The 13472-nt window shown below is 68.2% G+C and carries 14 protein-coding genes; 10 read left to right on the top strand and 4 right to left on the bottom strand.

The features are described from left to right. Positions 1 to 110 precede the first annotated feature (110 nt). On the bottom strand, positions 111 to 1802 hold the full coding sequence (rpsA, locus tag ASD69_RS05015; RefSeq protein WP_056174620.1) for a 30S ribosomal protein S1: 1692 nt from the start codon (positions 1800 to 1802) through the stop codon (positions 111 to 113). A gap of 201 nt (positions 1803 to 2003) precedes the next feature. Next, on the bottom strand, positions 2004 to 2690 hold the full coding sequence (gene cmk / locus ASD69_RS05010) for a (d)CMP kinase (protein ID WP_056174617.1): 687 nt from the start codon (positions 2688 to 2690) through the stop codon (positions 2004 to 2006). A gap of 189 nt (positions 2691 to 2879) precedes the next feature. On the opposite strand from cmk, the gene ykgO reads away from it, so the two are divergent. The 10 genes from ykgO to ASD69_RS04960 all read left to right on the top strand — a co-directional run bounded on the left by ykgO (position 2880) and on the right by ASD69_RS04960 (position 10533). Next, entirely contained in the window at positions 2880 to 3005 is a 126-nt protein-coding gene (gene ykgO, locus ASD69_RS05005) for a type B 50S ribosomal protein L36 (protein WP_010342887.1), read from the top strand. Between the two features lie 218 nt (positions 3006 to 3223). Then, the gene (locus ASD69_RS05000; RefSeq protein ID WP_056174615.1) at positions 3224 to 3559 is read left to right on the top strand and encodes a hypothetical protein; all 336 of its coding nucleotides are present in this window, start codon (positions 3224 to 3226) and stop codon (positions 3557 to 3559) included. A 22-nt stretch (positions 3560 to 3581) separates the two neighbouring features. Continuing rightward, entirely contained in the window at positions 3582 to 4613 is a 1032-nt protein-coding gene (locus ASD69_RS04995) for an agmatine deiminase family protein (protein WP_056174612.1), read from the top strand. Between the two features lie 26 nt (positions 4614 to 4639). Next, positions 4640 to 5056, top strand: a complete 417-nt coding sequence (locus ASD69_RS04990; protein WP_056174610.1) for a hypothetical protein — start codon at positions 4640 to 4642, stop codon at positions 5054 to 5056. Between the two features lie 95 nt (positions 5057 to 5151). After that, complete coding sequence (locus ASD69_RS04985; RefSeq protein WP_056174608.1) at positions 5152 to 6039, top strand: carbon-nitrogen hydrolase; 888 nt, start codon at positions 5152 to 5154, stop codon at positions 6037 to 6039. Further along, the gene (locus ASD69_RS04980) at positions 6036 to 6581 is read left to right on the top strand and encodes a GNAT family N-acetyltransferase (protein WP_235567142.1); all 546 of its coding nucleotides are present in this window, start codon (positions 6036 to 6038) and stop codon (positions 6579 to 6581) included. The genes ASD69_RS04985 and ASD69_RS04980 overlap by 4 nt, the downstream gene beginning before the upstream one ends. A 75-nt stretch (positions 6582 to 6656) precedes the next feature. Then, the gene (locus tag ASD69_RS04975) at positions 6657 to 7268 is read left to right on the top strand and encodes a TetR/AcrR family transcriptional regulator (RefSeq protein ID WP_056174606.1); all 612 of its coding nucleotides are present in this window, start codon (positions 6657 to 6659) and stop codon (positions 7266 to 7268) included. A gap of 22 nt (positions 7269 to 7290) precedes the next feature. Continuing rightward, positions 7291 to 8217 (top strand): alpha/beta fold hydrolase, encoded by a 927-nt coding sequence (locus tag ASD69_RS04970; protein WP_056174605.1) that lies wholly within the window; start codon positions 7291 to 7293, stop codon positions 8215 to 8217. Positions 8218 to 8462: 245 nt separating this feature from the next. Further along, positions 8463 to 9203 (top strand): hypothetical protein, encoded by a 741-nt coding sequence (locus ASD69_RS04965; protein ID WP_056174603.1) that lies wholly within the window; start codon positions 8463 to 8465, stop codon positions 9201 to 9203. Between the two features lie 124 nt (positions 9204 to 9327). Then, the gene (locus tag ASD69_RS04960; protein WP_056174599.1) at positions 9328 to 10533 is read left to right on the top strand and encodes a TraB/GumN family protein; all 1206 of its coding nucleotides are present in this window, start codon (positions 9328 to 9330) and stop codon (positions 10531 to 10533) included. 551 nt (positions 10534 to 11084) lie between these two features. Here ASD69_RS04960 and ASD69_RS04955 read toward each other — a convergent pair. Together ASD69_RS04955 and ASD69_RS04950 are read right to left on the bottom strand one after the other, a co-directional pair. Next, positions 11085 to 12842, bottom strand: coding sequence for a DUF885 domain-containing protein (locus tag ASD69_RS04955; RefSeq protein WP_082576270.1), 1758 nt, complete (start codon positions 12840 to 12842; stop codon positions 11085 to 11087). 215 nt (positions 12843 to 13057) lie between these two features. Further along, positions 13058 to 13396 (bottom strand): iron-sulfur cluster assembly accessory protein, encoded by a 339-nt coding sequence (locus ASD69_RS04950; protein ID WP_056174597.1) that lies wholly within the window; start codon positions 13394 to 13396, stop codon positions 13058 to 13060. Positions 13397 to 13472: the final 76 nt, after the last annotated feature.

Raw genomic sequence — 13472 nt, 5'->3', positions numbered from 1 at the left:
CGCCGCGACGGTGCCACAAATCGAAGGCGACCCGGCTCGGCCGGGCCGCCTCCGCGGTAGTGCGGCCACGCCGATCCGGTTGCCCGGAACGGCGCGCCTTGACGCTGGTATTACTCGGACTTGTTGCCGCTCAGCTGCTCGCGCAGCAGCGCGCCCAGCTTGGTGGTGCCGCTAGAGGCATCCGACGCCGAACGGTTGTAGTCGGCCAGGGCCTCCTGCTGCTCGGCTTCGTCCTTGGCCTTGATCGACAGCTGCATGGAACGGCCCTTGCGGTCCGTGCCGACGATCTTGGCTTCGACTTCCTGACCGACCTTGAGGTACTGGCTGGCGTCCTCGACGCGCTCCTTGGCGATGTCGCGTGCGGCGACGTAGCCTTCGATGCCGTCGGCGAGTTCGATCGTGGCGCCCTTGGCGTCGACTTCCTTCACCACGCCCTTGACGATCGAGCCCTTGGCGTTGGAAGCGACGTACTGACCCATCGGGTCCTGCTCCAGCTGCTTGACGCCCAGGCTGATGCGCTCGCGCTCCGGATCCACGGCCAGGACGACGGCTTCGAGCGTGTCGCCCTTCTTGTAGTTGCGGACCACGTCTTCGCCGGTGGTGTTCCAGCTGATGTCGGACAGGTGGACCAGGCCGTCGATGCCGCCGTCCAGGCCGATGAAGATGCCGAAGTCGGTGATCGACTTGATCTGGCCTTCGACCTTGTCGCCCTTCTTGTGGATGGCCGCGAAGGTCTCCCACGGGTTCGAGGTGACCTGCTTCATGCCCAGCGAGATACGGCGACGCTCTTCATCGACGTCCAGCACCATGACCTGAACCTCGTCGCCGACCTGCACGATCTTGGACGGGTTGACGTTCTTGTTGGTCCAATCCATTTCGGAGACGTGGACCAGGCCTTCGACGCCCGGCTCGATCTCGACGAACGCGCCGTAATCGGTGACGTTGCTGACCTTGCCGAACACGCGGGTGTCGGCCGGGTAGCGGCGCGCGATGTTGTCCCACGGATCCTCGCCCAGCTGCTTGAGGCCGAGGCTGACGCGGTTGCGCTCGCGGTCGTACTTGAGCACGCGGACGTCCAGCTCCTGGCCGACTTCCACGACTTCCGACGGGTGACGCACGCGCTTCCACGCCATGTCGGTGATGTGCAGCAGGCCATCGATGCCGCCGAGGTCGACGAACGCACCGTAATCGGTGAGGTTCTTGACGACGCCCTTGAGGATCGCGCCTTCCTGCAGCTTCTCCATCAGCTGCTCGCGCTCGACGCTGTACTCGCTCTCGACCACCGCACGGCGGGAGACGACGATGTTATTGCGCTTGCGATCGAGCTTGATGAGCTTGAACTCGAGCTCCTTGCCTTCCAGGTAGGCGGAGTCGCGCACGGGGCGCACGTCCACCAGCGAACCCGGCAGGAAGCCGCGGACATCCTTGATGTCGACGGTGAAACCACCCTTGACCTTGCCGCTGATGCGGCCGGTGATGGTCTCGTTCTTTTCGAGCGCCTCTTCGAGCTCGTCCCACACCATCGCGCGCTTGGCCTTCTCGCGGGACAGCACGGTTTCGCCGAAGCCGTTCTCGATCGAGTCGAGGGCGACCTTGACTTCGTCGCCAACGGCAACGTCGATCTCGCCGGCGTCGTTACGGAACTGTTCGATCGGCACGATGCCTTCGGACTTCAGGCCGGCGTTGATCACGACGACGTCGCCGCGGACTTCCACGACTACGCCGACGACGATAGCGCCCGGCTTCAGCTTGGCCAGGTACTGCTGGCTGGATTCGAACAGCTCGGCAAATGATTCGGTCATTGGTTGATTTACTCGGTTGAACACACGGGCCGCACCGGCTGGCATCGTCGCTGTCGTAGCGACGCAAGCAGCACGTGGTCGACCCACCCGTTATGTGGCGCGATGGACTGCACCATGTGTCGTTGTGGATCCCGCCGCGGAATTACGGCGGGGCTGTTTTTTGTTGCGTACTGCCGCGCTCGATCCGCGTTTGCGGAAACGTCAGCGCGCCGGCAACAAGGCCAGCACGCGTTCGACCACCTGCGCGATGCCCAGGCCGGTGGTGTCGATGCGCACGGCGTCGTCGGCCGGGCGCAGCGGTGCCACCGCTCGCTGTGCATCGCGGGCGTCGCGGGCGAGAATCTCCCGCAGCAGACCGTCTAAAGTAACGGAAACCCCTTTGTCTTTCAACTGCTTATAGCGCCTTTCCGCCCTTTCGTCGGCGCTGGCGGTCAGGAACACCTTGTAGGGGGCGTCCGGGAAGATCACCGTGCCCATGTCGCGGCCGTCGGCGACCAGGCCCGGCGGCTGGCGGAAGGCGCGCTGGCGGTCCTTGAGGGCGGCCCGGACCTCGGGGATGGCGGCGATGGCCGAGGCGGCCGCGCCGGCGGTCTCGGTGCGCAGCTCGTCGGTGGCGTCCTGGTCGTTGACCAGCACCCGCAGCTCGCCGCGCTCGTCGTCGCGGAAGCCGATCCGGGTGTCGAAGGCGCAGCGGACCAGGGCGGCCGGGTCGGCCAGGTCCAGGTCGGCCCAGCCGGCGGCGACGCCGACCGCGCGGTAGAGGGCGCCGGAATCCAGGTAATGCCAGCCGAGGGACTGGGCGACCAGGCGGCTGATCGTGCCCTTGCCGGAGCCGGAGGGGCCGTCGATGGTGAGGACGGGGATGCTGCTGTCGTGAGGGGTAGTCATGCCGGCTATTATGCAAGGACGCCGGCCCTTCCCTGTTCATCGTGACGGCCGCAAGCGCCCCGATCCGGATGCGCGGCGGGGCCCGATTCGGCCCACCCGCAATTTATTTCGCGCAAACACTTGATCGCAGTGGGATTTACCCGCTATTATCGCGGGCTGTCTATTCCAATCCTGTTGCCGAGGTCTGTCATGAAGGTCCTGTCCTCCCTGAAGTCGGCGAAGGCCCGTCACCGCGACTGCAAAGTCGTTCGCCGCCGTGGCAAGGTCTTCGTGATCTGCAAGTCGAACCCGCGTTTCAAAGCGCGTCAGCGCTGAAACCAGGGCATGTTCAAGGCGCGTCAGCGCTAAGAAGCCCGTTCGCGGCGTTCGCGCCTCGAACCGCTCGACTGGAAGGCCGCCGCGAGGCGGCCTTTCTGCGTTGCGCGCCGGCGCCCTCGCCGGCCCGGCCGAATCGCGAAAACGTGACGGCCGCGTGCTGCCGTGGCATCGGGGCTTGTGCGTACAATCTCGCGTCCTCCAGCGAGGTTGCACCCATGACGTCCCGCACCGCTCCTGCCGTACTCGCGCTTGCCGCCCTGCTGCTCCTGTCCACCGCCGCCTCCGCCGACACCCTGCTGATCGAGCGCGTGTCCGAAGAGAACAAGGCGGCCATGCCCGTCCGCGGTCAGACCATGGCCCAGGTCGAGGCCCGCTACGGCGCCCCGGCCGAACGCCTGGACCCGCGCGGCGGCCAGAAGCGCCAGTGGCCCACCATCAACCGTTGGGTCTACCCGGCGTTCACCGTGTACTTCGAGAAGAACAAGGTGGTCGACGTGGTCGCCAACAAGGCCGACGCGCAAGAGATCGGGCCCAAGCCGCCCGTGCGCTGAGCCGCCGAACGAGACCGTAGTTTTGACCGAGCAAGCATTGCGCTTCCCCGCGGAGTGGGAACCCCAGTCCGCGGTCCTGATCGCCTGGCCGAACGCCGACACCGACTGGGCCGATCGCCTGGGCGAGGTCGAAGAGACCTACATCGCCCTGGTCGCGGCGATCACCCGTTTCCAGCCGGCGATCGTCTGCGTCGCCGACGACGACGTGCAGGCTTATGCGCGCGCGCGCCTGTCCTCGGCCCGCATCGACATGGACCGGGTGCGTTTCGTCGAAGCGCCTTACGACGACACCTGGCTGCGCGATTCCGGCCCGATCAGCCTGCGCGCCGGCGACGGCTTCCGCCTGCTCGATTTCCGCTTCACCGGCTGGGGCGGCAAGTTCGACGCCAGCCAGGACGATCTGCTGGTCGAGCGCCTGCACGACTTGGGAATATTCTCGAAGAGTGAGCGCCAAAGCATTGATTTTGCTTTAGAAGGCGGCGCCATCGAAACCGACGGCGCGGGCAGCCTGCTGAGCACCTGGCAGTGCCTGCACGAGCGTCATCCGGACGCCAGCCGCGAAGAGATCACCGCCAAGCTGGCCGACTGGCTGTGCCAGGACCGCGTGCTGTGGCTGGACCACGGCTACCTCGAGGGCGACGACACCGACGCCCATATCGACACCCTGGCCCGCTTCGCCGGCCCGGACGCGATCGTCTACCAGGGCTGCGACGACCCGACCGACTCGCACTACGCCGAACTGCAGGCCATGGCTGCCGAGCTGGCCGCGCTGCGCACCCGCGACGGTCAGCCCTATCGCCTGTTCGCGCTGCCGTGGGCGCAGCCGATCATCGACGAAAACCGAAGGCTAGCAGCCAGTTACGCCAACTTCCTCATCGTTAACGGAGCTGTATTGATGCCGGCCTACGGCGATGCCGCCGACGCCGACGCCCAGGCGGTGTTGGCCCAGGCCTTCCCCGATCGCGAGATCGTGGCGGTGCCCTGCCGCCCGCTGATCTGGCAGAACGGCAGCCTGCACTGCATCACCATGCAGCTGCCGGCCGGGCTGGTCTAAGCGATTCCGGCAGCCGGCGCCGCGTAATGCGTCACCTCGCGCCGGCCTTCCTGGAGTCGACCCTGAGACGCGGTGCGACGCTGGAACAGTTCATGGGCGGCAGCGTCGGCCCACTCGGCGAACGATCGGTGCGCTGGATCGAGTTGTGCCCGACAAAGGCCGGGATCGAAGTCCGCGAGTACCACGCCGCCGATGTCGGCGGATCGCTCAGCGAAACATCTCTGGACCTCTACGCGCTGTGCGATCTGCACGACCTTTACGAGGCACAGCCTGAGCCGACGATGGTCGCGGACGAGCCGGCGCAGGCCTTGGCCTATGCGCACTCCGTGCTGCGGGCCCAGCCTTTACGCTGGGTCAATCAGGGCGTGTCGCAAGACGAGTTGCTGGATTTCCTGCGTGCGGGGCGTCCGGCCCTCTGGCCGCCCGAGGCGGCCCAGCAATAGCGACCGCTACTCGGGCTGTCGCAGACCCGCAAGCCTTACAATGCCAGGCTACGCCGCCGCTCCGGCTTGCCGGGCCCGCCCATACGAATCCGCCCATGAAGAAGACCACTCTCCCCGTCGCCCTGATCCAGGACCGCGACCACGGCTCGCGCGAGGCCAACCTCGCCAATATCGAGGACCGCGTGGGCGAAGCCGCCAGGCGCGGCGCCAAGCTGGTACTGCTGCAGGAACTGCACAACGGCCCCTACTTCTGTCAGCACGAGTCGGTGGACGAATTCGACCTGGCCGAGACCATCCCCGGCCCCAGTACCGAGCGTCTTGGCGCGCTGGCCAAGCAGCACGGCGTGGTCCTGGTGAGCTCGCTGTTCGAGCGCCGCGCGGCCGGCCTGTACCACAACACCGCGGTGGTCTTCGACGCCGACGGCTCCACCGCCGGCAAGTACCGCAAGATGCACATCCCGGACGATCCGGGCTTCTACGAGAAGTTCTACTTCACTCCGGGCGACCTCGGTTTCGAGCCGATCCAGACCTCGGTCGGCCGCCTCGGCGTGCTGGTGTGCTGGGACCAGTGGTACCCGGAAGGCGCGCGCCTGATGGCCCTGGCCGGCGCCGAGCTGTTGCTGTATCCGACCGCGATCGGTTGGGATCCCAGCGACGAGCAGGCCGAGAAGGACCGCCAGCGCGACGCCTGGGTGCTCAGCCACCGCGGCCACGCGGTCGCCAACGGCCTGCCGGTGCTGAGCTGCAACCGGGTCGGCCACGAGCCGTCGCCGATGGGCGCGTCCGGCATCGACTTCTGGGGTACCAGCCACGTGCTCGGCCCGCAGGGCGAGTTCCTGGCCCAGTCCGCCCAGGCCGAGCCCGAGATCCTGATGGCCGAGGTCGACCTGCAGCGCAGCGAGCACGTGCGCCGGATCTGGCCGTTCCTGCGCGACCGCCGCATCGACGCCTACGGCGACCTGCTCAAGCGCTATCGCGATTGAGCGCGGTGGCCGCCGCGCCGCTGATCCGCGCCGCCGTCGCCGGCGATCTGCCGGCGATCGCCGCCCTGTATGCGCTGGAAGTGCGTGAGGGCGTGGCCACCTACGAATACGAAGTGCCGGACCTGGCCGAGATGACGCGGCGCTGGCAGGCCGTGCTGGCTCAGGGCTATCCCTATCTGGTCGCCGAACTCAATGGCGGCTTTGCCGGCTACGCCTACGCCAGCAGCTACCGCAGCCGTGAGGGTTACCGCTGGACGGTCGAGGACACGGTCTATGTGCAGCCCGGTTGCCAGGGCCGCGGCGTCGGCCGCGCCCTGCTGCAGGCGCTGATCGCCGACTGCGAGGCGCGCGGCTATCGGCAGATGGTGGCGGTGATCGGCGACGGCTCCAACGCCGCCTCGGTGGCCCTGCACGAGCGCCTGGGCTTTCGCACCGTGGGCGTGTTCCAAGGCTTGGGGCGCAAGCACGGGCGCTGGCTGGATACCGTGCAGATGCTGCGCCCGCTGGGTCCGGGCGATGGCGCGGCGCCGGAATCGCGCTGAGTCGCGCACGCTGAATTTGCCATTCTGCCGACGAGCGGTAGGCGCAAAACGAACGAACGTGCTATTTTCTCAGCCATGTCCAATCTGACCGCCACCGGCAAGGGCGCCGCCACCCGCGACGCCATCATCGACCGGGCCTACAGCATCGCCATCGGCGGCGGTCTGGAGAGCCTGTCGATCGGTCCGCTGGCGCAGGCGGTGGGCATGTCCAAGAGCGGCGTGTTCGCCCACTTCGGCTCGCGCGAGGACCTGCAGTTGGCGGTGCTCGACGCCGCCGGCCAGCGCTTCCTCGAGTACGTGCTGCTGCCGGCGCTGAAGGCCAAGCGCGGTCTGCCGCGCCTGCGCGCCATCATCGCCGCCTGGTTCGACTGGGCCCGCCACACCTCCGGCGGTTGCGTGCTGTTGTCGGCCGTCAACGAGTACGACGACCGCCCCGGCGTGCTGCGCGATCGCGTGCTGCAGCACGAAACCCGCTGGCGCAACGACATCGCGCGCGCAGTGCAGATGGCGGTCGATGCCGGCGAACTGCAGGCCGACACCGACGCCCACCAATTGGCGTTCGAGATCTACGGGCTGGCCCTGGTCGTGCACCACGACGCCGGCCTGTTCGGCTTCGAAGCCAGCGTCGAGCGCGGCCACCGCGCGTTCGAACGCCTGATCCGTTCCTACTCCTCCCCCACCGCCTGAGCTCGCGCAGAGAGGCTCCGCCATGTACCCGCTTATCTCCAAAATTAGCACGACCGTTCGTAGTTTTATTAAACTCTACGGCGTCCGCCTGGGCTTTCTGATCGGCAGCCGTTTCGCGCCCGAAGCGGCCGTGCAGCGCGCCGCGCGCTTGTTCAGCACCCCGTTCGCGTCCTCGCGCAGCCGAGCGCTGGCCGCGCCCAGCCATGGCGCCCAGGAGGGCGAACTGGAGGTCGACGGCCATCGCATCGTCACCTACGTCTGGGGCGATCCGCAGCGCCAGCCCTATGTGCTGTTCGCGCACGGCTGGTCCAGCCACGGCACCCGCATCGCGCCCTGGCTGGAACGCCTGCGCGGCGACGGCTACGCGGTGGTCGCGTTCGACCAGCCCGCGCACGGCAAGAGCCCCGGCCGTCAGAGCACCCTGCCCGACTTCACCCACCACCTGCTCGCGGTCGGCCGCCACTACGGCCCGGCGGCGGCGGTGATCGGCCACTCGCTGGGCGGCGCGGCGACCCTGCTGGCGATGGCGCGCGGCCTGCGCGCCGAGCGCGCGGTGCTGATCGCGCCCGCCGCCGACCCGGTCGCGGCCGCCCACCGTTTCGCCGATCTGGTCTGGATCGGCGAGCACCTGTGCCGGCGCATGTTCGCCTACTTCGAGGCGCGCATCGGCATCGGCTTTCAGGAACAACAGGCGCATCTCAACGCGCCGGCCATCGCCAGTCCGGCCCTGATCGTGCACGACCTGGGCGACCGTGAAGTGCCGTGGTCGGAGGGCGAACGCTACGCGCGCTACTGGCCCGACTCGCGCCTGCTCAGCACCACCGGGCTGGGCCACAAGCGCGTGCTCGAAGACCGCGGCGTGATCGACGCCGGCCTGCGCTTCCTGCACGGCGAGTGCGTCGGCGATCGCATGGTGTCCAGCCCCAACCTGCCCTACGGCTGGGCGTGAGCGCGCAGGCGGCGCGGCGCCCACCGATACCCGCGCCGCGTTGCCGCCGATGAGCCGCCGGTGAGCCGCCGCGCCAGCGCCGCGCCCTGAGCCGCGACGCCGCTCTTGTTCCGGCGCCGCGCTTGCTTCTACTCTGCGCGCTGGCGGCCCGCGGCCGCGGCGAAACCAGGGGAAGACGCGGTGAATTCGGCTACGCACACCCACGCCCGACGCGCGCGCTCGGACGCACGCAGGAGCGCGCGCCCGTGATCTCCCCGGTCCGCCTGTTGCTGATCCTCGGCGCCGGCCTGCTCGCGTTCGGTTACCTCAAGCGCGACACCGTGCCCGAGCACGGCCTGCTGCTGCCCGAGGTCCTGACCGAACCGCGCCAACGGGCGGTCGAGGAGGCGCCGTTCTCGGTGCGCGCCGGCGACGTCGACTACCGCATCGAGCCGGTCGCCGACTACGACATCACCGGCCTGGTGGTGAGCCGGCACGACTCGGACACGTTCTGGGATAGCTTCCACACCCGCGCCAACGACCACCTCAACGTCGCCGACCTGTGCCTGGTCTGGGGCGCCAACGCCAGCGACGGCGCCTACGAGCGCATGGCGTTCTGGAACGGCCAGTGGACCTGTAATTTCCGCTACGGCGGCGACGCCGCGATCGGGCCCGAACACACCCGTGCGCTGTCCAACAATCATCTGCTGACCGAGCGCAGCGACATCGCCGAACGCATCCGCGCGCTGCGCGTGGGCGACCAGGTGCGCCTGCGCGGCCAGTTGGCGGTATACAAGCACCAGGCCGGCATGAATTTCGTGCGCGGCACCTCGCTGTCGCGCGACGACACCGGCAACGGCGCCTGCGAGACCCTGTTCGTGAGCCAGCTCGACCTGCTCCAGCCCGCGCCGGCGTGGCCGCGCTGGCTGCGCTGGATAGGCGCGGTCTTGCTCGCGCTGGGCCTGGTGTTCTGGTATCGGGCCCCGTTCGACGCGCGCGAGCAGTGATCGCGGCGGCCCGGGCACTTCCGGGCCCGGCCGCGGTCGGACCTACGCGGTTTGCCGCTATCTCCCCCAGCCTCTATCCTGCCGGCCTTCCTGTGCCAGCCCCCGTACGGCGCCCAATCACCGAATGAATGCACCGATCAGCGACGGCCTGCACGGCCAACCCCATGCCATCGTCGAACGCGACGGCGTCCGCTATACCCTGCTCGGAACCGCGCACGTGTCGCAGGCCAGCGTGGACGCGGTGCGCGACGCGATCGGCAGCGGCGCCTACGACGCGGTCGCGGTGGAACTGGACCCGCAGCGCCTGCAGGCGCTCACCGACCCCGACGCGCTCGCGCGCCTGGACCTGATCCAGGTTCTGCGCACCGGCAAGACTGCGCTGTTCGCGGCCAACCTGGCCCTGGCCGCTTACCAGCGCCGGCTCGCCGAGCAGTTGGGCATCGAGCCCGGCGCCGAACTCAAGCGCGCGGTGCTGGAAGCGCGCCAGCGCGACCTGCCCGTGCACCTGATCGACCGCGAGGTCGGCCTGACCTTCAAGCGCGCCTCCAGCAAGCTGGGCTGGTGGGGCCGGGCCAAGCTCGGCGGCGGCCTGCTGGCGGCGCTGTTCGTCGACGAGGAAGTCGGCGAAGAGGAGATCGAGAAGCTCAAGCAAGGCGACATGCTCGAATCCAGCTTCGGCGAATTCGCCAGCGAAAGCCCGCAGCTGTACGAAAGCGTGATCGCCGAGCGCGACCGCTACATGGCCGCGCGCCTGCGCGAATCGCACGGCGACGCGCGCGAAGTGCTGGCCGTGGTCGGCGCCGGCCACCTGCAGGGCCTGGCCCAGCACCTGCGCGAGGAAACCCGCGCGCCGGCGACGGTGCGCGAGGAACTCGAATCGCTGCCGCAGAAGAGCAGCATTCCCTGGTTCACGATCATCCTGTCCGCGTTCGTGCTCGGCGGCTTCGCCTGGGGCTTCTGGCGCGGCGGCATCGACGTCGGCTCCGACTTGCTGCTGCAGTGGGTGCTGGCCACCGGCGTGCTCGGCGCGATCGGCTGCGCGGTCGCCGGCGGCCATCCGCTCAGCATCCTGGTCGCGTTCGTGGCCTCGCCGATCACGCCGCTGCACCCAGCCCTGGCCTCGGGCACGCTCAGCGCGCTCACCGAGGCCTGGGTACGCAAGCCCACCTACGCCGACTTCATGGCCCTGCGCGACGACGTCCAGACCTTGCGCGGCTGGTGGCGCAACCGGGTCGCACGCGTGCTGCTGAACTTCTTCCTGACCAGCCTGGGCACCGCGATCGGCGTGTGGACGGGTGGGTTGCGGATGTTGGGCAAGTTGATCGGGTGATCGATTGAGAGCGGGTGGAGCAAATCCCCCCTAGCCCCCCCTTTTTCAAAGGGGGGAACCGTCGACTTCGGAAAGTCTCGCATCGCACCTGTTTGTCTCCCCCCTTTGAAAAAGGGGGATTGAGGGGGATTTGCTTTTCCCCAGCAGCCGAGCGCGCTCAGCGCCCGCCCTGCTCCGCCGCGATCCACGCATCGATATCCGCCTGAGAGCGGGTGGAGCAAATCCCCCCTAGCCCCCCTTTTTCAAAGGGGGGAACCATCGACTTTGGAAAGTCTCGCATCGCACCTGTTTGTCTTCCCCCTTTGAAAAAGGGGGATTGAGGGGGATTTGCTTTTCCCCAGCAGCCAAGCGCGCTCAGCGCCTGCCTTGCTACGCCGCGATCCACGCATCGATATGCGCCTGAGAGCGGGTGGAGCAAATCCCCCCTAGCCCCCCTTTTTCAAAGGGGGGAACCGTCGACTTCGGAAAGTCTCGCATCGCACCTGTTTGTCTCCCCCCTTTGAAAAAGGGGGATTGAGGAGGATTTGCTTTTCCCCAGCAGCCGAGCGCGCTCAGCGCTTGCCCTGCTCCGCCGCGATCCACGCATCGATATGCGCCTCCAGCGCCTGCAGCGGCACCGAGCCGGTCGCCAGCACTTCGTCGTTGAACGCGCGCAGGTCGAAACGCTCGCCCAGCGCGGCCTTGGCCTTGGCGCGCAGCGCCGAGATCTTGAGCTGGCCGATCTTGTAGGCCAGCGCCTGCCCCGGCGTACCGATGTAGCGGTCGACCTCGTTGACGATGTCCTGGTCGGTCTTGGCCGCGTTGTCCTTGAAGTAGGCGATCGCGCGCTCGCGGCTCCAGCCCTTGGCGTGCATGCCGGTGTCCACCACCAGGCGCACCGCGCGCCACATCTCGTAGGTGAGCTGGCCGAAGCGATCGTAGGGATCGTCGTACAGGCCCATGTCGTAGCCGAGCTGTTCGGCATACAGGCCCCAGCCTTCGCCGTAGGCGACGAAGTAGGCGGTGCGGCGGAACATCGGCCGCTCCGGCAGCTCCAGCCCGCGCGCGAACTGGAAGTGATGCCCAGGCACGGCCTCGTGCAGCGACAGCGCCATCATTTCCCAGCTCGGGCGCACCTCCGGCTTGTACAGATTCACGTAGTAGAAACCGGCGCGGCTGCCGTCGACGGCGCCGGGCTGGTAATAGGCGGTGGTGGTGTCCGGGGCGATGTTGTCGGGGATCGGACGCACGCCATAAGGCTGCCGCGGGATGGTGTGGAATACCTTCACCAGCTCCGGATCGATGCGCTTGGAGAGCGCGCGATACGCGGTCAGCAGGTCCTGCGGCGTCTTGTAGAAGAACTTCGGATCGCTGCGCAGGTAGGCGAAGAACTCCGTCAGCGTGCCCTTGAAGCCGACCTCGGCCTTGACCTGCTCCATCTGCGCGCGGATGCGCGCGACTTCCTGCAGGCCGGTCTGATGGATCTGCTCGGCGCTCAGGTCGGTGGTGGTGTAGTAGCGCGCCAGAAAATCGTAATAGGCCTTGCCGTCGGGCTGCTCGGCCACGGCGATGCCGGTGCGGGTCTTGGGCAGGTATTCGTCGTTGAAGAAGGCGGCGAACTTGCGGTACGCGGGCACGATGCGCTCGGCGATCGCCTGCCTGGCCTGGGCCTGCAGCGCGGCGCGGTCGGACTCGGGCACCGCGGCCGGAAAGCGCAGGAACGGACGGTAGAACGCGCTCTTGGCCGGGTCGTCGACGATCTGCGAGGCGATCTGCGCCGGCACGCGCTGCATCAGCACGCGCGGCGGCGTGCTGCCCTGCTTCAGGCCTTCGCGCATCAGCACGGTGGTCTGTTCGATCGTGGCCGGCAGCGCGTTCAAGCGCGCCAGCCAGTCGCGGTAATCCTTGACGCTGGCGAAGGGCAGCACCTCGGCGATGCCGTCGGCGGTCTGCACGCCGCCCTGGTGGCCGACCGGCTGCAGGTACTCGCGGAACTTCTGGCGCTCGATGTTGCGCTCCAGGTTCCAGGCGTAGGTGTCGTAATCGAGCTGGCTGTCGGCCGACAGGGCGGCGCGGTCGATCGCCTTGAGCCGGCTCAGCGCATCGCGGTCGGCGCCTTCGCGCTGCGCGATCGCGGCCAGGCTGCGGTCGGTCCAGCGGTCGTTGAAGCGGTTGTCGCCGTTGTAGCTGGCGCCTTCCGGGCTCTCGACCAGGCCGCGCTCCCACTCGGCCTCGAAATAGGCCTTGAGGCGGGCGTCGGCATTCTGCGCATGCGCGGGCGCGACGAACACGGCCGCGGCGAGCGCGGCGAACACGAGCTTGCGGAACATGGCGATCCCCTGGAAGCGGATCCCGAGTCTAGCCCGCGACTTGCGCATCGGCGCTAGGCCGAAAGTCAATGTCGGCACTATCGGACCGATTCGGACAGGCTGGGTCTGCGCGCGTGCGGGCGAGGTTTCAGTCGTGGTCGAGACGAGGCAACCCGCCGCGCACGGCGCGGGATCGGAATCGTCAGGGGAGGTCGCGATCCGGCCGGGTCGCGGGCTCAGGCCGCGTCGGCGGCGGTGGTGAAGCTCTCGCCGCAGCCGCATTCGGCGCTCACGTTCGGGTTCTGGAACACGAACTGCTCGCCCAGGCCCTGCTTCATGAACTCGATGCGGGTGCCGTCGACCAGCGGCAGGCTGATCGGATCGACGTAGATGCGCACGCCGTCCTGCTCGAATACGGTGTCGCCCGGGCGCTGGTCGCGGGCCAGGTCGGCGATGTGCTGCCAGCCCGAGCAACCGGTGCGGGTCACGCCGAAACGCAGGCCCAAGGCATCGGGCGCCTCGGCCAGGAAATGGCGGACGCGTTCGAGGGCGGCGGGGGCGAGGCTGACGGACATCGGGGACTCTCGTTGCTAGGCGGTCATGGTAACAGGCGGGCCGCGGCGACGGCCTGGGCCCTACCGATATGGCCCC

It is taken from the genome of Lysobacter sp. Root604 (assembly GCF_001427505.1).
Taxonomy (GTDB): domain Bacteria; phylum Pseudomonadota; class Gammaproteobacteria; order Xanthomonadales; family Xanthomonadaceae; genus Lysobacter.
The sequence above is the reverse complement of the archived record's forward strand: the minus strand, read 5'-3'. Positions and strand labels throughout refer to the sequence as shown.

Coding starts and splice junctions, on each gene's coding strand:
- ASD69_RS04960 (WP_056174599.1), top strand. CDS start 9,328: ATGAATGCACCGATCAGCGACGGCCTGCACGGCCAACCCCATGCCATC.
- ASD69_RS04955 (WP_082576270.1), bottom strand. CDS start 12,842: ATGTTCCGCAAGCTCGTGTTCGCCGCGCTCGCCGCGGCCGTGTTCGTC.
- rpsA (WP_056174620.1), bottom strand. CDS start 1,802: ATGACCGAATCATTTGCCGAGCTGTTCGAATCCAGCCAGCAGTACCTG.
- ASD69_RS04950 (WP_056174597.1), bottom strand. CDS start 13,396: ATGTCCGTCAGCCTCGCCCCCGCCGCCCTCGAACGCGTCCGCCATTTC.
- ykgO (WP_010342887.1), top strand. CDS start 2,880: ATGAAGGTCCTGTCCTCCCTGAAGTCGGCGAAGGCCCGTCACCGCGAC.
- ASD69_RS04990 (WP_056174610.1), top strand. CDS start 4,640: ATGCGTCACCTCGCGCCGGCCTTCCTGGAGTCGACCCTGAGACGCGGT.
- ASD69_RS04970 (WP_056174605.1), top strand. CDS start 7,291: ATGTACCCGCTTATCTCCAAAATTAGCACGACCGTTCGTAGTTTTATT.
- ASD69_RS04985 (WP_056174608.1), top strand. CDS start 5,152: ATGAAGAAGACCACTCTCCCCGTCGCCCTGATCCAGGACCGCGACCAC.
- cmk (WP_056174617.1), bottom strand. CDS start 2,690: ATGACTACCCCTCACGACAGCAGCATCCCCGTCCTCACCATCGACGGC.
- ASD69_RS04975 (WP_056174606.1), top strand. CDS start 6,657: ATGTCCAATCTGACCGCCACCGGCAAGGGCGCCGCCACCCGCGACGCC.
- ASD69_RS05000 (WP_056174615.1), top strand. CDS start 3,224: ATGACGTCCCGCACCGCTCCTGCCGTACTCGCGCTTGCCGCCCTGCTG.